Annotated in this window: 25 protein-coding genes; all 25 read left to right on the top strand. The window is 70.2% G+C overall.

Annotation, left to right across the window (positions count from 1 at the left end; all coding sequences use genetic code 11):
- Positions 1–11: 11 nt before the first annotated feature.
- The gene (locus Sfulv_RS08605) at positions 12–281 is read left to right on the top strand and encodes a hypothetical protein (RefSeq protein WP_173313135.1); all 270 of its coding nucleotides are present in this window, start codon (positions 12–14) and stop codon (positions 279–281) included.
- Between the two features lie 14 nt (positions 282–295).
- The gene (locus Sfulv_RS08600; RefSeq protein ID WP_173313134.1) at positions 296–511 is read left to right on the top strand and encodes a hypothetical protein; all 216 of its coding nucleotides are present in this window, start codon (positions 296–298) and stop codon (positions 509–511) included.
- 1 nt (position 512) lies between these two features.
- Positions 513–1,283, top strand: coding sequence for a hypothetical protein (locus Sfulv_RS08595; protein ID WP_173313133.1), 771 nt, complete (start codon positions 513–515; stop codon positions 1,281–1,283).
- A gap of 169 nt (positions 1,284–1,452) precedes the next feature.
- On the top strand, positions 1,453–1,914 hold the full coding sequence (locus Sfulv_RS08590; RefSeq protein WP_173313132.1) for a phage terminase small subunit P27 family: 462 nt from the start codon (positions 1,453–1,455) through the stop codon (positions 1,912–1,914).
- Positions 1,880–3,676 carry a terminase large subunit gene (locus Sfulv_RS08585; protein ID WP_173313131.1) on the top strand — a complete coding sequence of 599 codons (1,797 nt, stop codon included), beginning with the start codon at positions 1,880–1,882 and terminating at the stop codon, positions 3,674–3,676. Before Sfulv_RS08590 ends, Sfulv_RS08585 begins: the two co-directional genes overlap by 35 nt.
- Positions 3,677–3,694: 18 nt before the next feature.
- Positions 3,695–3,862, top strand: a complete 168-nt coding sequence (locus Sfulv_RS08580; RefSeq protein WP_173313130.1) for a hypothetical protein — start codon at positions 3,695–3,697, stop codon at positions 3,860–3,862.
- Positions 3,862–5,799 (top strand): phage portal protein, encoded by a 1,938-nt coding sequence (locus Sfulv_RS08575; RefSeq protein WP_173313129.1) that lies wholly within the window; start codon positions 3,862–3,864, stop codon positions 5,797–5,799. Before Sfulv_RS08580 ends, Sfulv_RS08575 begins: the two co-directional genes overlap by 1 nt.
- Entirely contained in the window at positions 5,799–6,539 is a 741-nt protein-coding gene (locus Sfulv_RS08570) for an HK97 family phage prohead protease (protein ID WP_173313128.1), read from the top strand. Before Sfulv_RS08575 ends, Sfulv_RS08570 begins: the two co-directional genes overlap by 1 nt.
- A 55-nt stretch (positions 6,540–6,594) precedes the next feature.
- On the top strand, positions 6,595–7,803 hold the full coding sequence (locus tag Sfulv_RS08565) for a phage major capsid protein (protein WP_173313127.1): 1,209 nt from the start codon (positions 6,595–6,597) through the stop codon (positions 7,801–7,803).
- 23 nt (positions 7,804–7,826) lie between these two features.
- The gene (locus tag Sfulv_RS08560) at positions 7,827–8,108 is read left to right on the top strand and encodes a hypothetical protein (RefSeq protein ID WP_173313126.1); all 282 of its coding nucleotides are present in this window, start codon (positions 7,827–7,829) and stop codon (positions 8,106–8,108) included.
- Positions 8,109–8,121: 13 nt separating this feature from the next.
- A complete protein-coding gene (locus tag Sfulv_RS08555; protein WP_173313125.1) occupies positions 8,122–8,580 on the top strand; it encodes a hypothetical protein in 459 nt (152 codons plus the stop codon).
- 92 nt (positions 8,581–8,672) lie between these two features.
- A complete protein-coding gene (locus Sfulv_RS08550; RefSeq protein ID WP_173313124.1) occupies positions 8,673–9,002 on the top strand; it encodes a phage head closure protein in 330 nt (109 codons plus the stop codon).
- 1 nt (position 9,003) lies between these two features.
- Positions 9,004–9,168 carry a hypothetical protein gene (locus Sfulv_RS08545; RefSeq protein ID WP_173313123.1) on the top strand — a complete coding sequence of 55 codons (165 nt, stop codon included), beginning with the start codon at positions 9,004–9,006 and terminating at the stop codon, positions 9,166–9,168.
- Positions 9,168–9,551 (top strand): HK97-gp10 family putative phage morphogenesis protein, encoded by a 384-nt coding sequence (locus Sfulv_RS08540; protein ID WP_173313122.1) that lies wholly within the window; start codon positions 9,168–9,170, stop codon positions 9,549–9,551. The genes Sfulv_RS08545 and Sfulv_RS08540 overlap by 1 nt, the downstream gene beginning before the upstream one ends.
- Positions 9,548–9,964 (top strand): DUF3168 domain-containing protein, encoded by a 417-nt coding sequence (locus tag Sfulv_RS08535; RefSeq protein WP_173313121.1) that lies wholly within the window; start codon positions 9,548–9,550, stop codon positions 9,962–9,964. Before Sfulv_RS08540 ends, Sfulv_RS08535 begins: the two co-directional genes overlap by 4 nt.
- Before the next feature lie 52 nt (positions 9,965–10,016).
- Positions 10,017–10,430: a phage tail tube protein gene (locus Sfulv_RS08530; RefSeq protein WP_173313120.1), complete on the top strand. Its 414-nt coding sequence runs from the start codon at positions 10,017–10,019 to the stop codon at positions 10,428–10,430.
- Between the two features lie 12 nt (positions 10,431–10,442).
- Positions 10,443–10,847 (top strand): phage tail assembly chaperone, encoded by a 405-nt coding sequence (locus Sfulv_RS08525; protein ID WP_173313119.1) that lies wholly within the window; start codon positions 10,443–10,445, stop codon positions 10,845–10,847.
- A gap of 44 nt (positions 10,848–10,891) precedes the next feature.
- Positions 10,892–11,152 (top strand): phage tail assembly protein T, encoded by a 261-nt coding sequence (locus tag Sfulv_RS08520; protein WP_173313118.1) that lies wholly within the window; start codon positions 10,892–10,894, stop codon positions 11,150–11,152.
- Between the two features lie 6 nt (positions 11,153–11,158).
- Entirely contained in the window at positions 11,159–13,261 is a 2,103-nt protein-coding gene (locus Sfulv_RS08515; protein ID WP_173313117.1) for a phage tail tape measure protein, read from the top strand.
- 3 nt (positions 13,262–13,264) lie between these two features.
- On the top strand, positions 13,265–16,618 hold the full coding sequence (locus Sfulv_RS08510; RefSeq protein ID WP_173313116.1) for a hypothetical protein: 3,354 nt from the start codon (positions 13,265–13,267) through the stop codon (positions 16,616–16,618).
- A gap of 15 nt (positions 16,619–16,633) precedes the next feature.
- Positions 16,634–17,095, top strand: coding sequence for a hypothetical protein (locus Sfulv_RS08505; protein WP_173313115.1), 462 nt, complete (start codon positions 16,634–16,636; stop codon positions 17,093–17,095).
- 3 nt (positions 17,096–17,098) lie between these two features.
- Positions 17,099–17,362 (top strand): hypothetical protein, encoded by a 264-nt coding sequence (locus Sfulv_RS08500; protein WP_173313114.1) that lies wholly within the window; start codon positions 17,099–17,101, stop codon positions 17,360–17,362.
- A gap of 72 nt (positions 17,363–17,434) precedes the next feature.
- A complete protein-coding gene (locus tag Sfulv_RS08495) occupies positions 17,435–18,352 on the top strand; it encodes a peptidoglycan-binding protein (RefSeq protein ID WP_173313113.1) in 918 nt (305 codons plus the stop codon).
- Positions 18,353–18,389: 37 nt separating this feature from the next.
- Positions 18,390–18,647 (top strand): hypothetical protein, encoded by a 258-nt coding sequence (locus tag Sfulv_RS08490; RefSeq protein WP_173313112.1) that lies wholly within the window; start codon positions 18,390–18,392, stop codon positions 18,645–18,647.
- A 20-nt stretch (positions 18,648–18,667) separates the two neighbouring features.
- Complete coding sequence (locus Sfulv_RS08485; protein WP_173313111.1) at positions 18,668–18,961, top strand: hypothetical protein; 294 nt, start codon at positions 18,668–18,670, stop codon at positions 18,959–18,961.
- Positions 18,962–19,498 lie beyond the last annotated feature (537 nt).

Genomic DNA, 19,498 nt, shown 5'->3' with positions numbered 1-19,498 from the left:
CAGGCCCGGCCGTGCACACCGCACCGCCGGGCCTAGGCACGCCAGGAGGCGCCCGTGGCCGAGCCCATACCGTTCAGCTCCCGACCATCCCCGAACGCATCCCCAGGGACACGCTGCGGGACATCTACCGCCTGCTCGGCCTCGACCCCGGCGACGTCAGGGAGCTCACGCTCGGCCTGAACGAACTGACCGCCACCCTCTACCTGAGCACCCACGACGGCCACAAGATCCGGTACGGCGACGGGCCAGCCACCGTCAAGGTCTGCATCCCCATCGACTGAACCAGGAGACGATCGTGGCCGTACCAGCACCGCCCGTTCCCTTCCTCGTCCACCTGGTTGACGGACGTACCTGGAGCGGAGCCGAGTTCAGCCCTGGCGGCTTCGTCTGCGTTCACACTCCTGAGGGCCCGAGCAGCATCTGCACCATCGCAACGTCGGTCGATGAGCTGCTCGCCGACCGAGCACCGGGGCACCCGCTGCACGGCGCGCGCATCGAGCGCTACACCTGACGTGCCGCGCCGTCCTGCCAGCCGCTGTACCGCCTGCGGTACCCGCCGCGACACCAGCGGCCGATGCCCCACCTGCCAACCCGCACGCACCCGTACCAGCGGGCAGAAGCGCGCCGAATGGCGCTGGGTCTACGACGACAAGCGCTGGCCGCCCCTGCGCGACCAGGTCCTCTCCGAGGAGGCGATCTGCGCGTGCGGCTGCGGCCGGCCCCCGACCGTCGTCGACCACATCCGCCCGCACCGCGGCGACGAGACGCTCGCGTTCGACCGCGCCAACCTCCAGGTCATGACCAAGACGTGCCACGACGCCAAGACGGCCGTGGAGACAGGGTTCGCAGGGCACGGCATGAAGCGCCTCACCCAGACGACGGTCACCCTCGTGTGCGGTCCGCCCTGCTCTGGCAAGACCAGCTACGTCCGCGAGCGCGCCGAGCCCGGTGACCTGGTCGTCGACTGGGACGCTCTCGCCCTGGCGCTGGGATCCCCCCACCCCTGGGACCACCCCGCCCCCCTCACCCCGTTCATCGCCGAGGCCCGCGACGCGGTCACCGCGCGCCTCGGCCGCAGCCACCAGGTCGAGCGAGCATGGATCATCGCGACCGCACCCCGTGACGCCGACCGCCAGCGCCTCGCCCCGGCCGGCGCGACCGTCGTGGTCCTCGCGACCGATGAGGACGAGTGTGTGCGCAGGGCCAGACACGACGACCGACCAGCAGGTACGATCGATGCCATCGAGTCATGGTGGCGCATTCACCGGGCCGACCAGCAGTAACACCGCCTCCACCGAGGTGATTCGACCCCTAGGGGGGTTACGGATCTTGCCGGTGGGGGGATCCCCGAACGCAGGCGGGGGTGTCGCGCGCATGACCGCGAGTTTGCCCCGCCTTTCTGAGAATCCTGTAACCAGACGTCACCGTGCGTGACAGGGGTGGGGGTGCGTCATGGGCGAGCGCGGACCCATCGGGCAGCCGGACAACGTCCGGGCCCTGCGCGGGAACCCCGGCGGCCGGCCCGCACCCGAGCGCGTGACCGCACCCCCCGGCGTGCCCGAGCCCCCGGACTGGCTGGACGCCGAGGCGCTGGCCGAGTGGGACCGGATCGTGCCCGAGCTGAACCGCCTCGGCGTCCTGGCCCTGGTCGACCGGGCCGCCCTGACGACGTACTGCGCGGCCTGGTCGGTGTTCGTGCGGGCCGAGAAGGCTCTGCAGGAGGACGACCTGGTGGCCGAGCGCCGCGCGGGCAACGGACCGTCGAAGAGCCCGGGGTGGCAGATCTGGCGCGAGTCGGCCACGACCGTGTCCGCCCTGGCGAAGGAGCTGTTCATCACCCCGAGCTCGCGCCTTCGGTCGGTGAAACCGGAGGGCGACAATGGCGGTGACGAAGGGGACGGCATCCTCGACTAAGGCCCGGCGTACCAAGCTCACCGCCGAGATCGATCAGGCCATCACGCGCTGGGTCGACGAGGGCCTGGTCGACGCCACCGAGTGGATGACCCAGGGCCGCCGGCCGCTGCTGGTGACGCAGCTGCCCGCAGCGCCCGGCACGTGGTTCGACCCGGTGGCAGTCGAGCGGGTCCTGAAGTTCTTCCTGCTGCTGAAGCAGCTCATCGGCCGTCACGCCGGGCACGAGTTCCGGCTGATGGACTGGCAGGTCCGCTACCTCATTGCCCCGGTGTTCGGCCTGAAGCGGCCGGACGGCTACCGGGTGATCCGCACCGTCTGGTTCGAGATCCCCCGCAAGAACGGCAAGTCCACTCTCTGCTCCGGGCTCGGCCTCTACCTGGCGTTCGCCGACCGGGAGGCCGGGGCCGAGGTCTACGCCGCGGCCGGGGACAAGGACCAGGCCAACATCGTGTTCCGCGCGGCCGCGAACATGGCGTCCGGGTCACCGCCGCTGAAGAGGAAGCTCGGCCGGCGCGGGATCCAGCGCAAGCTGCTGGAGCACCCGGTCACCCACAGCATCTTCCGGGCCCTGTCCTCCGAGGGCCTGCGCGCGCACGGGCTGAATGTGCACGGCGGCGTCATCGACGAGGTCCACGTCCACCGCAACCCCGACGTCGTGGACGCGCTGGAGACCGGCACCGGCTCCCGGGCGCAGCCGCTCATCATCTTCATCACCACGGCGGACGACGGTGGCGAGAGCGGCAGCGTCTACGCCACCAAGCGCGAGGAGATCGAGGTCCTGGCGGGCGGGCACGCCGAGGACGACACCGTGTACGGCGTCATCTTCGGCGCCGACCACGAGGACGAAAGCTTCGACGCGTTCGCCGAGGACACCTTGCGCACCGCGAACCCCGGCTACGGCATTACCGTGCTCGCCGACTACCTGGCGGCCAAGGCCGCGCAGGCCCGGCGCTCCCCGGCGCAGCTGAACCGCTACCTGCGCCTGCACCTGAACGTCCGCACGAAGCAGACCACCCGGTGGCTGTCGATGGACGACTGGGACCGATCGGCCCGGGAGCCGGTCTCGAACCTGCCGGTGCCCGTGGACCTGGCGGACCTGGAGGGCCGCGACTGCTACGGCGGCCTGGACCTCAGCTCCACCACGGACATGACCGCGTTCAGCCTCTGGTTCCCTCCCGAGACCGACGACCCGGACGAGCCGCACATCTGGGTCCCGTTCTTCTGGCTGCCCGAGGACAACCTGAAGAAGCTGGAACGCGCGACGAAGGTTCCGCTGGAGTGCTGGTCGGAGACGGACGCGCACGCGGGGCCGGCGCTCCGGCTGACGGAGGGCAACGTCGTCGACTACCGGGCAGTGCGCTCGCTGGTCACCGACGACCTGGCCGAGCGGTTCAACATCCTGGCCGTGGGCTACGACCGGTGGAACGCCACCGAGACCGTGTCCGAACTGATGGACGCAGGCGTGGAGATGGAGCAGGTCTCGCAGGGATACGCGGGCCTGAACCAGCCCTGCCAGCAGCTGGAGAGGTTGGTGCTTTCCAGCCGCGTGTCACACGGCGGCCACCCGATCCTGCGGTGGCACGTCGACTGCGTCGGCATCAAGACCAACAGCGACGGCTACGTGAAGCCGGTCAAGCCCGACCGGCAGGTCTCGTCCAAGCGCATCGACGGCGTGGCCTCCGGGCTGAACGCTTTGGCGATGCACCTGCTGCGGGCCGAGCCGGAAGAGAAGCCCGAGCCGAACGTGCGCTACATCGGCTGACCATCCCAGGGGGGTGCCATGAACGACCGCGCCCAGTGGGTGTGTGAACTGGCTGGACTGATCGCAGCGGTAGCAGGAGTGGTAGTGGTCGCCGTCGCGCTCTGGAGCGGGCTCGGGGCCGGCCTTGCCCTGCTCGCCGTGTCCCTCCCGCTCCTGGTCCTCGGCAACCTGCGGAAGGGGGACTGATGCCGCTCATCCGTAACCTTCTGACCGGCCGGACCCACCGCAGTAAGAAGACGATGCCGCGCCTGGACGGCAGGTCGACGGCGGCCGGGGTGTCCGTATCCCCGGACCGCGCCCTCCAGGTCGCCGCCGTGTTCTCCTCGGTCCGGCTGCTCGCCGAGACCGGAAGCATGCTGCCGACCGGTGTGTACCAGCGGTCCGGGAACACGCGGCTGCCCGCGATGGAACACCCGCTCGCCCCGCTGCTCACGTACCAGGCCAACCCGCAACTGCCCTCCGGTGAGTTCTGGTCGCAGATCCTGGGATGGATGCTGACCCGGGGCAACGCCGCGGCGTACATCGAGCGGAACAACGCCGGCCGTGAAGTGGGCCTGTGGCCGGTGTCGTGGCCGGGCGTGGAATCTCGCCGGGTGAGGAGCACCGGAGAGCTGGTTTACAAGGTTGAGGTGGACGACGACGAGTGGGCGCCGATCCGGGAACCTGACGGCCTGGTCCGCGCGGAGAATTTGCTGCATTTCAAGTCGTTCGGGGTCGGCGGCACGGAGGGCCTGTCCCCGATCGGCATGGCCCGCCAGTCCATCGGGACCGGCTGGGCGGCCTCCTCGTACATCGGCGGGTTCTTCGCCCGTGACGCGTCACCGGGCAGCACGATTTCCGTTCCGGGCAAGCTCACCGATGAGCAGTTCGAGCGGCTGCTCCGGCAGTGGAACGACAACCACGAAGGGTTCGAGAACTCGAACCGGATCGGGGTGATGGAGGGCGGGGCCAAGTGGGAGAAGACCACGCTCAGCCCCGCTGACGCCCAGTTCCTTGAGGTCTACAAGATGACCCGGTCGGAGATCGCCGGAATCTACGGGGTCCCGCCGCACATGATCGGCGATGTCGAGCGGTCCACGTCGTGGGGCTCGGGCATAGAGCAGCAGTCCCTCGGCTACGTCATCTACAGCCTGATGCCGTGGCTGACCCGGCTGGAGCGGACGGTGCAGCGGCTGTTCGGCGACCCGTCGCTGTACATGAAGTTCAACCCCGACGCCTTGCTGCGCGGCGACTCCGCGCAGCGCAATGCCGGTTACGCGCTCGGCCGTCAGTGGGGTTGGTACTCCGTTAACGACGTCCGCGCCAAGGAGGACGAGCCGCCGATCGAGGGCGGCGACGAGTACGTCGTCCCGCTCAACATGAGCCCGGCCGGGCAGACCGCGCCGCCGGAGCAACGTGCGCTTCCAAGCCGCCAGCAGCGCGCCGAGGAGAGCGCCGAAACCCCGTCCGTGGACGAGCTGCCGTCCTGGATTACGCGGCACTTCGACGCCATCAGCGCGTTCTTCGCTGACCAGGGCGACCGGGTCCTGGCCGGGCTCGGCATCACTCCGAACGCGTCGGCCGACGACCTGATCGACCTGGCCACGGACAACGAGGCGCTCACGGAGATTCTGTTCCAGCTGGCGCTCGGGCTGACGCAGGAGGTCGGGGCCGCGACGGCGGCCGCGCTCGGCGGCACCTTCGCCGCCGGTGAGACATCGGCTGCTCTCGCCGCGTCGGCGGCCTCGACCGCGGCGAACGTCAACGCCACCACGGTCGAGAAACTCGCGAGCACGATCAACCTGGCGGACGCGCCGGCCGACGTCCGCAAGGACGCGCGGAACATGTTCGACGGGATGACCGAGTCCCGGGCGCGCGTCCTCGCGCAGGCCCGGGTGTCCCAGACCAGCAACTTCGCCGCGCACGAGGGCGCGAAGCAGGGCGGCGCCCGCACGAAGACGTGGCGGGTGTGGGATGCGAACCCCCGCAAGACCCACCAGCGGGCCGACGGACAGACCGTCGGCATCCGCGAGGACTTCGACGTCGGCACGCGCAAGGGCCGCTGGCCGCACGATCACCGGCTCGGTGTCGATGAGATCGCCGGGTGCACATGCCGACTGCAGTTCAACCGGGAGGAGTCCTGATGCGGACACGTGAGGTGCGGGCCTTCCCGCTCCAGAATCTGAGGATCACCCGGGCCGACGAGAAGCTGGGCCGCCTGGAGTTCCACGGCCGCAGCATCGTCTACGACTCCCTGTCCGAGGACATGGGCGGCTGGCGCGAGCGCATCATGCCCGGCGCCGCGACGCGCACGCTCGGTATGGCCCCGGACGTCCGGTTCCTGATCAACCACGATCCGAACCTGCTGCTGGGCCGTACCGCGTCCGGTACCGCCGACCTGTCCGAAGAGCCGGACGAGGGCGTGGACGTGGACGCGCGGATGGCTGACGTCTCCTACGCCCGCGACCTGGCCGTGTCCCTGGAGCGCGGTGACATCGACCAGATGTCGTTCGGGTTCTGGGTCACCGCCGACGGCTGGGCCGGGAACACCCACGAGGTGTTCGGCATCGACCTCGACGGCGGCGACGTCAGCGTCGTGACGTACCCGGCGTTCGCTGCGACGTCGGCCGAACTGCGGTCCGCGGCCGCGCGGCACACCGGGCGCGAGGCCGCACCGGAGCCGGAGGCGGTGACCCGGGCCCTGGCCGAGGTCCGCGCGGGCAAGGTCCTCTCGGCCACGAACCGGCAGCTGGTCGCCGACGCGCACGACGCGCTCGGCGCGCTGCTGGAGGCCGCCGACCGCTCCGCCCCGGGCCCCCAGGCGTACCCGCACGAGCGGGCCCGCCACCGGCTGCGCGAGCTGGAGATGCTCGCCAGCCTCTGACTTCCCGGCCGACCGGCCCGGGACGCACCATCCCATCCATCATGAGGAGAACCCCATGCCCACCAGCGTGGAGCTGCGTCAGCAGCGGGCCGGCGTCGTTGAGTCGATGCGGTCCATCACCGAGGCGGCCGAGACCGCGAACCGCGGCCTGGAAGCCGAAGAGCGCCAGTCCTACGACCGGCACGAGCAGGATTTCCGGTCGCTGACCGAGCGCATCGAGCGGCAGGAGGCCGAAGAGCTGCGGTCGGCGCAGATGGCCGAGCCGATCCAGCGCGGCCGCAACCGGCCCGACGACGGCGGCCGCGGCACCGAGGAGCAGCGCACGCAGGAGCGGCGCAGCGCCTTCTTCCAGGCCCTGCGCCGCGGGCTGCCGCGCATGGCCCCGGAGCAGCGCGCACTCGTCGAGAACGCGGCCGGTGAGATCCTCGTCCCGGAGGACCTGGAGACCGAGATCAACCGGGCCCTGCCGGAGCTCACCATCATGCGCGGCATCGCCTCGCAGCGGTCCATCACCACCAACCGGGTCCGGCGGCGCTCGCTGGCCGAGGTGGCCGTGGGCTGGGGCAAGCTGGAGACCGCCGAGCAGGACCTGACCGACTCGATGCCGTCGACACCGACGGACGAGTACACCTACATCGAGGACCTCTACGGGCTGGCAAAGGTCGGCGAAGACGAGCTCGACGACTCGGATGTGAACCTGGACGCGTTCATCCGCGACAGCTTCGCGCGCGCCTGCGCGGAGGCGGAGGACACCGGGTTCACCGTCGGCGCCGGGCACGCGGCCCACCAGCCGGTCGGCTTCATGACGGCCGGGGGTGGCGTGCCCACGGTGGCTGCTGCCGGGGCGGCCGCGATCACGACCGACGACATGATGAAGCTGATCTACGCCACGCCGAAGCAGTACCGGCGCAACGGTCGCTTCGCCATTCCGTCCGGGACTGAGCTGGCCATCGCCACGCTGAAGGACGCCGACGACCGCTATCTGTGGCAGCCGAGCCTGCAGGCGGGCCGCCCGAACACCTTCCTCGGATTCCCGGTTGAGAACCAGGAGGACATGGCAGCCGTCGCCGCGTCGGCCCGCGTCGCTGCCTTCGGCGACTTCAACGCCGGATACCGGATCTACGACCGGCAGGGCATGACGGTCAAGGTCCTTGACCAGCTGTACGCCGAGGACGGTTTGATCGGCTGGAAGATCCGCAAGCGCGTGGGCGGCGACGTCGTCCGCCCGCAGGCCCTGCGCATCCTCGCCATGGCGGCCGCGTGATGAGGCGCATCAGGATCATCTCTGTGACGTCCGTAGCCGATGGCGCCGGCCGCCGGTACACGCACGACCAGACGCCGGAGGTCCCGGAGGAGCTGGCCGCGTCGTGGATCGCGGCCGGGCACGCCGAGCCGTACACCCCCAGGCGGTCCGGCAAGGGCGGCCGCCAGCAGGCCACCCGCACCGCGCCGCGCAACACCGCGAAGAAGGCGGCCGGAGCCACCTCGTCCGAGGCCGGCAAGAACGCCGACGCCACGGAGATCGAGCCCTCGCCGGGCGACAAGGACGACGCGGTCGGCGACAACTGACGGAGGTGGGACCGTGGCATCACCATGGGCCAGCCCGGAAGAGCTACGGGCCCACCTGCGCCTGACCGTCATCGACGAGGAGCAGGCAGCCGAGAAGATCGCCGCAGCCGAGACCGTCATCCGCGCCGAGCTCAGGCAGAGCATCGACGCGGTGGCGGGCGACGCCGTCGACCTGGTCGGCAACGGGCGCACCATCATCAACCTGCCGCACCTGCCGGTCACGGCCGTCGCCTCGGTCACGGTCGACGGCCACGCGCCGCTCATCAGCACCGAGTACCGGTGGAACCGGTACGGCATCCTGACCCGGCTCGGCGGCTGCTGGCCGCTGGACGCCGTGATCACCGTGCTCTGCGACCACGGGTACGCCCTCACGCCCGCACCGGTGAAGCAGGTCTGCTTGCAGGTCGCCGGCCGCGCGTGGGTGCGTCCCAGCACCGGGTATCAGCGGAGTCTCTCGGGGACCGGTCGGTGACCTACGACAAGGACAGGACCGGCGAGGCACTGAGCGACTACGAGCTCAGAATCCTCACGCCGTACAGCCGGGGCCCGGAAAGCAGGTGACCCGTGGACATCACGCATCTGCTCAACCGGGTTCTTGAGGTGTGGCGGACCACAACCGTGCCAGACGGGGCGGGCGGGGAAGAGACAGCGCTGGTCCGCCAGGCCGACGTCTCCGCGAAGGTCGACCAGCCCTCGGCCGCCGACCGGCTGATGGCGCAGCAGGCCGGGGCCGCGCACACCCACGACATCTACCTCCTGCCCGACGCCGATGTGGAGCGTGGCGACGAACTGCGCGGCGACGGCCAGGTGTTCCGCGTCGGATACGTCGTGGAACCGTCCGCGCCCATCTACCGCAAGGCCGAGGCCGAGCTGACACAGAGACAAGGAGCCTGACGTGGACGCAGCACCGCAGCGCGCACCGCTGCCCGTCGAACCGCTGGAGTGCCGGCAGCGGGCCGAGGACACCGCCCTGCCGGACACGGACCGCCTCCTGTGGGCGGTCCTCGCGGTGGCCGGTGAACTGGCAGACATCCGCCGCGCGCTGGCCAAGCGGCGCTGATGGCCCGCCGGAGAGGACGCGGCGCCCGGTTTCGCATCGTCGGCCTGGAGCAGCTGCGCGACCGGCTGGCAGAACTGGAGCCGGAACTCATGGAGGCGTCGAAGCGGGCCGTGGAGGCGTCGGCCGAGGCGGTCCAGGAGGATACGCGGCAGAACGTGCGGGTGAAGAGCGGCAACCTGCGGGACAAGGTGGCCGTCCACTACTCCAGTAACCACTTGAAGGCGCAGGTCGGGTGGAAGGACCGGGACGACTGGTACGCGGCCGCGCAGGAGTTCGGCACGAAGAGCATCCCCGCCCATCCGGCGCTCGGGCCCGCGTTGGAGGCTGAGCGCGCCCGGTTCGAGGAGCGCCTGCGGGCCGAGGTCGAAAGGATCCTGCGATGAGCGCACAGTCGCCGCTTCTGCCGATCCAGACGGCCATGTACGCGGCCATGACCGACGACGCGACGCTGATGGGCCTGGCTACGGGGGTGTACGACTACGTGCCCGAGACGGCCGCCTACCCCTACATCGTGATCGGGGAGGCGACCGAGGTCCCGCGCAATAGCCAGGACCGGTACGGGTGGGAGACGGTGCCCACGCTCCATGTGTGGGACAAGTACCGCGGTTATGCGCGGGTCCTGCGGATCGGCAGCCGGATCGGGGAGATCCTCGACCACGCGCCCCTGGTCCTTCCCGGCTACGACGTCGTCGCGATCCGGTTCGAGTTCTCCCAGACACTCACCGATCCGGAGCCCCCGGGCGACGTCCGGCACCTGGTGCTCAGGCACCGGATCGTCACCGAGAAACCCATCTGACCCTCAGCCCCGCGCCACCGGCCCGGGGCTTCTTCATGCTCTGGAGGCACTCATGGCCGGTATCAACGCTTTCGGCACGCTGCTCAAGCGCGGTGACGGTGAGGCTGTCGAGGTGTTCACCGCCATCGCCAACGCCACGAACATCAGCGGTCCGGGCCTGTCCCGAAAGACGATCGACACCACCGCGCACGACAGTCCCGACAAGTACATGGAGTTCGTCGGCGGGCTGGTCGACCCCGGGGAGGTGTCGGTCGACGTGAACTACGACCCGGCCGACCACGACACGCTGGTCGCCGACCTCAACGACGTGGAGCCCCGCAACTACCAGCTGGTCTTCCCGACCACTCCCGCCGCCACGTGGGCCATCGCCGCGGTGATGAAGGGCTTCGAGCCGACGGCTCCCTACGACGACAAGTTGACCGCGTCCATCACCTTCAAGGTGTCCGGCAAGCCCACCATCTCCTGAACGGATCACACCATGGCACTGCTCACTCCTGACCAGATCAGCGCGGCCGACGACCGGCGCTGGGAGGACGTTCCCGTGCCCGAGTGGGGCGGTGACGTCCGGATCGCGTCCATGTCCGGCACCGACCGCAACGCCTACCAGAAGGCCATGGTCGTCCTCGGCAGCAACGGCAAGCCGCAGAGCATCGACCTTGCCGACCAGTACGCCCGCCTGCTGTCCAAGTGCCTGGTGGATGAGAACTTCCAGCGCCTGTACGTCACCGACAAGCAGGTGAAGGCACTCGGTGCGAAGAACGGCGCCGTCCTGGAGCGCCTCGCCACCATCGCGAAGCGCGTCTCCGGCCTCGGCGAGGAAGCGGCGGAGGCTGCGGCGGGAAAATCCGAGACAGCCCCGAGCGACAGTTCCTCTTCCGACTAGCCGGGCATCTCGGGGCCCGCTCCGTGCGGCATCTGCTCGCGGACATGGACTCCGACGAGATCACCGAGTGGATCGCCTACGAGCGGGTCACCGGGCCGCTCGGCCCCCGCCGGGGCGATGTCCTGCACGGCATCCACACCGCAGTCGTCGCGAACACCGCGGCGGGCAAGGGCCGCAAAGCGCGGCCAGCCGACTTCATTCCGGAGTGGGACCAGGACCGGGAGCCGGACGCGGAACAGATGCTCGCCACCGCCCGGGCCGTGACCTCGACCCTGGGCGGCACTGACCACACCCTGCGGAGGTGAGCGCCGATGACGACCCTGTCCGAGCTCCTGGTGGACATCGGCGTCGACACCGACGACCTGACCGGCGGAACGGCCGGGGCCGCTGATGAGGTCGAGCGGTCCCTCGCCGGGATCGGTGACGCCGCCGACCAGGCCGCCCGGGACGTCGCGGATGCCGCCGACGCGGCGGCCACCGCCATGGACGATGTCGGCGCGTCCGCCGACCAGGCCGCGCAGGACGCGGAGCAGGCGGCCGCCGGAGTAGAAGGCTCCTTCAGGGGCATCGCCGCCGCGGCCGCGGGCGGCCTGGTCGGCGCCCTGTTCATCGCCGGGCTGACCAACGCCATGGACGCCAAGGCGGCCAACGACAAGCTGGCCAGCCAGCTCGGCCTGACCGAGGCAGAAGCCGAGCGGGCTGGGGACGCGGCCGGGGACCTGTTCTCGCAGGGGTTCGGCGAGTCGATCGACGAGGTGAACACGGCGATCAAGGGCGTCGCCTCCAACATGGGCGGGCTGGGCAAGGTCACCGACACCGAGCTGCGGGAGATGTCCGCGTCCGTCCTGGCCGTGGCCAAGACGTTCGACCAGGACCTGGGGCAGACCAGTAGGGCGGTCGGCCAGCTCATGAAGACCGGCATGGCCAAGGACGCCACCGAGGCCCTCGACATCGTCGCCGCGGGCCTGCGCAAGGGCGCGGACGGCGGCGGGGACTTCCTCGACACCTTGATTGGCGGAGCCGACAACCTCAAGAGCTTCGGGTTCACCGGCCAGCAGGCCACCGGTCTGATCGTCCAGGGCCTGAACGCGGGCGCGGAATCCGCCGAGAGCGTGACCGGCCTGTTCGAGGAGCTCGTCGGCAACGTGTCTGCCGGCGGCGACGACCTGGCCGACACGTTCAAGGAACTGGGTCTCAACGGGCAGCAGATGGCGACGGACCTCACCTCGGGCGGTCCCGCCGCGAACGAGGCACTGGACAAGCTGCTGGACTCCATCCGGGCGCTGGAGGACCCGATCAAGCAGGACGCCATGGTCGCCGCCCTGTTCGGCGAAGAGGGCGCCGCGATGCAGAACACCCTGATGGCGATCGACCCCTCGTCGGCGACGGCGGCGCTGGGCGAGTTCGGCGGTGTGGCCAAGGAGGTCACCGACAACGCCGAGGACGCGCAGTCCATGGACGCGATCTGGCGCTCGATCGCCACCACCCTCGGTGAGATCCTCGCGCCCGCGCTGAAGGTTGTCGCCGACTTCATCGCCGAGCACCCCGGGCTGATCCAGGTCCTGGTGCCCGTCCTGCTCGGCCTGGCCATCGCCATCGGGGTTGCGGCCGTAGCCCAGTGGGCCTGGAACACGGCGCTCTGGGCCTGGCCCGGTACGTGGATCATCGCCGGGATCATCGCCCTGATCGCCGTGATCGTGCTGATCATCGTGTACTGGGACGAGATCGCCGCGGCAACATCCGCAGCCTGGGACTGGGTGGCCGACAAGACCGGCCAGGCCCTCGACTGGGTCTCAGGCGAGATCGAGTCGGCTATGTCGTGGATCGGTGACACCTGGGATGAGGGGTGGGCCTGGCTGGAGCGCAAGACGCTGGAGGGCGTCCTCGCGGTCATCGGTTTCTTCGGCTACCTGGGCAAGCTCCCGGGCCGTGTCGCGGGCTGGCTCGGCGACATCGTCGGCTACGTCGCGGGCCTGCCGGGCCGGATCGCAGACGCCGCCTCGGGCATGTGGGACAGCCTGAAATACGGGTTCATCAACACCCTGAACTACTTGATCTGGAAGTGGAACAACTTCCAATTGACCCTCGGTGGCGGGTCCGTGCTCGGCATGGACATCCCCTCCGTGACGCTCAGCACCCCGGACATCCCGTACCTGGCGGACGGCGGAATCACCACCGGCCCGACCGTGGCCATGATCGGTGAGGGCCCCGAGGACGAGGCGGTTCTGCCGCTGTCGCGCCTGGACGGGATGCTCCGCTCCGTCGCCGGGCCCGTCAGCCGGGTCGAGCAGGCGCCCCTCCAGGTCATCGTCACCGCACGAATGAGCGAGGGCGCGTTCGCCGAGGCGTTCCAGTACGAGGTGCGCACCAAGGCCGGCGGATCCGTCGCACGCTACGCAGGAGAGGACGAGTAGCCCATGCCCAGCCTGCCCCCGCCCCGCCTGACCGAGCTGTACTACGACGGCGTGTGGCACAACATCAGCGGCGACATGCGGGAGTCGGTGCCCGTCACCCTCACGCGGGGTGTGTCGGCCGAGGGCTCCCGCAGTGAGCCCGGTACAGCGACCGCGCTGCTCGACAACCGCAGCGGCGATTACAGCCCCCGGGATCCGAACAGCGCCCTGCACGACAAGATCGGCCGCAACACCCCGTGGCGGTTCAGCGTGAAGGCCGGCGGACCGTGGGTAGAGCTGAGCCACACCCACGACGCCATCACCACCCCCGGCACCGGCATGGCCGTCACCACCGACCTCGACGTGCGCCTGGACCTCACGACGGTCCGCACCGGCATCCAGCAGCACATCGCCGGACGGTACACCGCGACCGGGAACCAGCGCTCGTGGGCGCTGACCCTGTCCTACAACGGGATCATCCAGCTGCGCTGGTCGCCCGATGGCACCACCGTCAAGACCCTGATCTCCACGCAGCCGCTGCCGATGACCTCGGGACAGCGTGGAGTCCTGCGCGTCACCCTCGACGTCGACAACGGAGCCAGCGGGCACACAGCCCGGTTCTACTACGGGCAGAGCATGGCCAGCCGCTGGCAGGCGATCGGCAACCCGGTCACCGGTGCGGGCACCACGTCCGTCTGGGGCGGGACCGGACAGCTTGAGTTCGGATCCGTACCGGATGTGGCGTGGCAGGGATGGGGCGGCAAGGCGCACGCGCTTCAGCTGCGGAACGGGATCGACGGGCCGCTCCTGGTCGACCTCGACGTGGCCGCCCAGGGCGTGGCCGGGGCTGCCACGCTCACCGACGACCAGGGCCGCGTCTGGACCCTGCGGGACGAGGCGCACCTGTCCAATCTCCACGTCCGGATGGTCGGCGAGGTGCCCGCGTGGCCGCCGTCGCGCGACCTGTCCGGCGCCGACCGGACCGTTGCGATTGCCCCGGCCGGGATCATGCGCCGCCTCGGCGCGGGCAACCGGCCCTTGGACTCCGCGCTCCGCCGCTACATGCTCGGCAGTAACGCTCTGGAGTGCTGGCCCCTCACGGACGGGGAGCAGGCCACCCAGGGCGCGGCCATGCGCGGGTCCGCTCCGGTCATCGCCGCGGGCAAGCAGGCGCCACCGCTGTGGGGTAAGGGCACGCTGGCCGACTGGATCGAGCCCGTCGCCGGATTCCCCGACCAGAGAAACGGGGCCTTGACCGCGACGCCCGGCACCGTCGGTACCGCCAGCTGGTCCGTCGACCACGTCCGCTCGGGCGCCGGCCTCTCCGAGGTCCTCGAAATGCACGACCGGGGCCGAGGCACCGAGGCCAGCAACCGCACCATCTGGCGCATTTACACCCAGGCGGTCCCCAACCAGATCCTCATCTTCCGCGAGACCGTGGCCGCCGACAGCAGCAGCATGGCGTTCCTCGCCACCGTCCCCGACCCCGGGATCTTCGACGACCGCCCGCACCACATCCGGTTTCGGACCGTGGTGAGCGGCGGGGCGACAGCTTGGTGGCTGGACGTTGACGGGGAGAACCTTGCGGTGGGGAGCGAAGCCCTTACCGGCCAGCCGCTCGGGCGCATCGAGTACTTGTGGGACCAGGAGGCCGCCGAGGCGGACGACCTGTCGCTGGGGTACCTCACGGTCTGGAACGCCGACCAGCCCTCGGCTGCGACCGTGCACCAGGCGGTCATGGGCTTTCCGGGTGAGACCGCAGGGGCTCGGGCTCTCCGGCTCTCCGCGGAGACCGGTGTGCCGATCTCTGTCTCCGGCGAGGAGACGCACCAGACGCGGCTGGGAATCCAGCGGCCTGAGAAGTACCTCGACAGTCTGGCGACCATCGCCAAATCCGACCTGGGCTACCTGGTCGAGCGGCGGGACGCCCTGGAGCTGGCCTACCGGGCGCGCGGAACGCTCTACAACCAGGCCCCGACCATCACCCTGTCGTTCGCGGACGGAGTGATCGGGGAGCCGTTCCGGCCCTTGGACGACGACAAGCTCAGCGAAAATGACATCACGGTCAAACGCTCCGGCGGGACGACCGGGCGCGCGGTGCTGGAGAGCGGCCGCATGTCGGTGCAGGACCCGCCGAACGGCATCGGCCGCTACGACCGCGACTACACCCTGTCGCTTGAGGCCGACCACCAGACCGGTGAGCACGCCCAGTGGCGCATGCACCTGGGCACGTTCGACGGCTTGCGCTACACCAAGGTCACGCTGAACCTGGCCAACCCCCGGGTCTACGCGATGATCGCCGACATCTACCGGGCCGACGTCGGCGACCTCGTGCGCCTGACGGACCTCCCCGCCGACCACGGGCCCGGCCCCGTCGACCTGATCATCCGCGGCTACAGCGAGGAGATCGGCGCCGGCGGCTGGACCATCACCTTCAACTGCGCGCCGGGGTCGCCGTGGAGCGTGGGTGTCGCCGACGACCGGGTCCTTGGACGGGCCGACACCGATGGGTCCGAACTGGCGGCCGCGGTGACCTCGACAGCCACGACGTGGCCGGTCACGGTGACGGCCGGCCCCGCCTGGCTGACGACCGCAGCGAACCCGACAGAATTCCCGCTCGACGTCACATGCGACGGCGAGCAGGCCACCGTGACTCGGATCACCGGCGTGGCCGAGGACGCTTTCGCCCGCACTGTGGCATCCGGGTGGGGCGCTGCGGACTCCGGCCAGGCGTGGGTCACCGATGGGGGCAGCGCCGCCGACTACGCGGTGTCGGCCGGCACCGGCCGGCACATCATGTCCAGCCGCGGTGTGTTCCGGCACACCTACGTACCGGTGGTCACTGCTGACGTGGACCTCCGGGTCGATTTCTCTCTGTCCGCCGTGCCTGCCGCCGACTCCGCCTACGTTTTCCCGATGATCAGGTACCAGGACGTCACGCACATGTATCTGGCCAGGGTGCAGATCGCAGCCGGGGGTGCGATGACCCTGACCCTCCGCAAGCGCGACGGAGGGGAAACACAGCTCGGGTCGTCCTATGCGACCGGCCTGACGTACACGGCGGGCGCCTGGTACACCGTGCGCCTCGCGATGACCGGCAGCGAGCTGTCCGCAAAGGTCTGGCTGAGGTCGGGCACGGAGCCTGTGGCCTGGCAGGTCACGGCCACGGACGCGGCGCTCACCGCCCCGGCCTCGGTCGGTGTCCGCACCGTCCTGGGCTCGGCCACAACGAACGTGCTGCCGGTCACGGTGACGTTCGACAACCTGTACGTCGGCCCGCAGGCCATGACCGTCATCCGGTCCGTCAACGGAATCGTCAAGGGCCACGCCGCAGGGGCTGCCCTGTCTCTCACTCACCCGATGCGCGCCGCGCTCTGACCCCAGGAGGGCCCTGTGCCCATTCCCGCAGGCGGGATCGTCACGGCCGGGCAACTCAGCCGCATGCAGCCGCGCCCCCACTACCGGCAGGCCGGCAGCCCGACCACCATCTCGACAACCGCTTTCACGGCCGTGGACGGCTGCTCCGTCACGCTCACCACCACGGCGCCGAACGCCGCGTACACCGTCCAGGCGAATTTCTCCTACGACGTCATGACAGCCGTGGCTGGCGTCTACACCAAGGGTGCGCTTTTCGTTGACGGGGTCCAGCAGTCCGGGGAGGCCCGCTGGACCGAGGGCACCTCTGGGAGCGACTCCGGTGACTACGACATGGCGGGGAAGTCGTGGTTCGGAATTCTGGCTGCGGCGGGCAGTCACACGCTCGACCTGCGCTGCGGGCTGAGTGCCGCAGGCGGCGCCTCGATCGCCTGCACCGGCTACACCGATCTCACCGTCACTATCTACGAGGTGGTCTAAGAGATGGCAGTTGTCGTCCAGTGCTACGAGTCCATGCAGTTCACCGGTACCAACGGGCCCGCAGTCGCAGAGTGGCTCGGGAACACGACCTACGACCACACCGCGGAGGACGGCTCCCTGCACATGCTCATGGACGGCGGTGAAGGCAACCTGTACCCCGTCCGTGTCTCGTCCGGCTACTGGGTCCTCCGGTACGACAACCGCCTCGAAGGGATGGTGAGCGCCGAGGACTACCCGACCTGGTACTACGAACTCCCCGGGACCTGACCCGCCCTGGCCCTCTCCCACCAACAGCCCCGAGCCATCTGGCCGGGGCTTTCTGTATGTCCGGAGGCATTCATGTCCGATCCGATGTCCCCCGCCACGTTCTTGCAGGCTCTGCGGGACGAGGGCCTCACCGTGATCGAGGTGGGCGACTGGCGTACCCACAACCGCAACCACAAGGGCCCCTGGGGGCCGGTCCACGGGGTGATGATCCATCACACCGTGACCAAGGGCTCCGCCCGCACCGTGGAGCTGTGCCGCCACGGCTACGCGGCGCTGCCGGGGCCGCTCTGCCACGGTGTGATCGCCAAGGACGGCCGGGTACACCTGGTCGGCTACGGCCGCACCAACCACGCCGGGTACGGCGACGACGACGTCCTCCAGGCCGTGGTCGACGAGCAGACGCCGCCGGCGGACAACGAGGCCAACACGGACGGGAACCGGCACTTCTACGGGTTCGAGTGCGAGAACCTCGGCGATGGCAAGGACCCGTGGCCCGATGCCCAGCTCGAAGCGATCGAGCGGGCGGCGGCCGCGGTCTGCCGCCGTCACCGCTGGGGCGCCCCGTCCGTGATCGGTCACCGGGAGTGGCAGCCGGGCAAGGTCGACCCGCGCGGCTTCTCGATGGACGAGATGCGGGCCCGCATACACGACCGCCTGGAAGACGACCAGCCCACGCCACCGGCGAATCCCACGCCGAAGCCTCCGGCCAAGCCGAAACCGAAGCCGCCCGCCCGGCCCGCCCGGCCCGCCCGGCCCGCCTTTCCGGGCCGCGGCGCGTTCGCTCCGGGCAGGTCGAGCGCCTCGGTCCAGAAGCTCGGTGAGCAGCTGGTCCGCCGCGGGTACGGCCGGCACTACCGCGTCGGACCGTCCCGGTCCTGGGGCGAGGCCGACCGCCTTAACGTCCAGGCGTTCCAGCGGTCCCACCCGCAGCTCCGGGGTGACGCCGACGGCTACCCGGGCCCGCTCACCTGGCACCTCCTCTGGGCCTGACAGCCCTCCATCCGCACCTTCAGAGAACGGAATTCCCATGACCGACTTCCCCCTGCCCACCGCACAGACCGTGATCAAGACCGCGAAGACCTACAGCCGAGACCTCCTGGAGCGCGTCATCACCACGTTCCTTCAGGCGGGCATCGCGGGCATCGTCGTCACTCAGCCCCTCGACGGCAGCATGTGGTACGCCGCCGGGGCCGGTGGTGTAGGCGCTGTGCTCGCGCTGGTGAAGGGCCTCGTCGCGCGGTGGCGTGACGTCACCAACTCGGCCTCTCTCGCGCGCGGCGTCTGATCTGAACTGGAGCTCAACTTATGGCTGATGAGCCGTCGAACGGCGAGCTCGGGCGGCTCATCCAGTCCCTCCGCGACGAAATGCGCGAGGACCTGGGGAACCTGAACGGGCGTCTCGACTCCTTCGTCTCACAGGACGTCTACACGATCGAGAAGACCCAGCTCGGGGCGCGCGTCACCACGCTGGAGACCAAGCGGGAGCAGGACGCCGACCGGCTGGTGGCGACCAGGCGGTGGATGATCGGCGTCGTCATCACTGTGATCGTGGCTCTGCTCCCGTACCTCGCGATGACGGTGAAGGGGGCGGGCGCCTGATGCGGCGACATGCGGAACGTGCACGCCCCTGGCTCGGCAACGTGATGACGTTGGGCGGTGCGCTACTGGCCGGCGCGGCGATCCTTACGGTGCAGGACCTGGCTACCGACCTCCGGGACGCGAACCTCGCCAGGGATCAGTTGGCCCAGCAGGTCGAGCGGCTCGGCGGGACGCCGGTTGCGGGGCCACCAGGATCCCGTGGTGAGCCTGGAGAAGGAGTAGTTGGCCCGTCTGGTCCGCCCGGTCCGCCGGGCCCCGGTTCGACGGAGCCCGGACCGCCGGGGCCATCGGGGGCCCCTGGGGAACCGGCACCCGTGATCAGCCCGCAGGCCGGCCCACCCGGGCCCGCGGGGGTCACGGTGACTGGACCACCCGGGGAGTCCGTGACTGGTCCGCCTGGCGCACCCGGGCCGCCCGGGCCGCCCGGGCCGCCCGGGCCAGCTGGGGCGGATGGCCGCGACGGCACCAACGGCACGGACGGCACGGACGGGCAGAACTGCCCGGACGGGTACAGCCTCCAGCCGCCACCGGGAGACC

The sequence above is a fragment of the Streptomyces fulvorobeus genome, from assembly GCF_013167895.1.
Taxonomy (GTDB): Bacteria; Actinomycetota; Actinomycetes; order Streptomycetales; family Streptomycetaceae; genus Streptomyces; species Streptomyces fulvorobeus.
This window is presented reverse-complemented; position numbering and strand designations above follow the sequence as displayed.

Coding starts and splice junctions, on each gene's coding strand:
- Sfulv_RS08490 (WP_173313112.1), top strand. CDS start 18,390: ATGACCGACTTCCCCCTGCCCACCGCACAGACCGTGATCAAGACCGCG.
- Sfulv_RS08535 (WP_173313121.1), top strand. CDS start 9,548: ATGAGCGCACAGTCGCCGCTTCTGCCGATCCAGACGGCCATGTACGCG.
- Sfulv_RS08500 (WP_173313114.1), top strand. CDS start 17,099: ATGGCAGTTGTCGTCCAGTGCTACGAGTCCATGCAGTTCACCGGTACC.
- Sfulv_RS08520 (WP_173313118.1), top strand. CDS start 10,892: ATGGACTCCGACGAGATCACCGAGTGGATCGCCTACGAGCGGGTCACC.
- Sfulv_RS08580 (WP_173313130.1), top strand. CDS start 3,695: ATGAACGACCGCGCCCAGTGGGTGTGTGAACTGGCTGGACTGATCGCA.
- Sfulv_RS08590 (WP_173313132.1), top strand. CDS start 1,453: ATGGGCGAGCGCGGACCCATCGGGCAGCCGGACAACGTCCGGGCCCTG.
- Sfulv_RS08510 (WP_173313116.1), top strand. CDS start 13,265: ATGCCCAGCCTGCCCCCGCCCCGCCTGACCGAGCTGTACTACGACGGC.
- Sfulv_RS08485 (WP_173313111.1), top strand. CDS start 18,668: ATGGCTGATGAGCCGTCGAACGGCGAGCTCGGGCGGCTCATCCAGTCC.
- Sfulv_RS08495 (WP_173313113.1), top strand. CDS start 17,435: ATGTCCGATCCGATGTCCCCCGCCACGTTCTTGCAGGCTCTGCGGGAC.
- Sfulv_RS08565 (WP_173313127.1), top strand. CDS start 6,595: ATGCCCACCAGCGTGGAGCTGCGTCAGCAGCGGGCCGGCGTCGTTGAG.
- Sfulv_RS08585 (WP_173313131.1), top strand. CDS start 1,880: ATGGCGGTGACGAAGGGGACGGCATCCTCGACTAAGGCCCGGCGTACC.
- Sfulv_RS08530 (WP_173313120.1), top strand. CDS start 10,017: ATGGCCGGTATCAACGCTTTCGGCACGCTGCTCAAGCGCGGTGACGGT.
- Sfulv_RS08575 (WP_173313129.1), top strand. CDS start 3,862: ATGCCGCTCATCCGTAACCTTCTGACCGGCCGGACCCACCGCAGTAAG.
- Sfulv_RS08525 (WP_173313119.1), top strand. CDS start 10,443: ATGGCACTGCTCACTCCTGACCAGATCAGCGCGGCCGACGACCGGCGC.
- Sfulv_RS08540 (WP_173313122.1), top strand. CDS start 9,168: ATGGCCCGCCGGAGAGGACGCGGCGCCCGGTTTCGCATCGTCGGCCTG.
- Sfulv_RS08570 (WP_173313128.1), top strand. CDS start 5,799: ATGCGGACACGTGAGGTGCGGGCCTTCCCGCTCCAGAATCTGAGGATC.
- Sfulv_RS08515 (WP_173313117.1), top strand. CDS start 11,159: ATGACGACCCTGTCCGAGCTCCTGGTGGACATCGGCGTCGACACCGAC.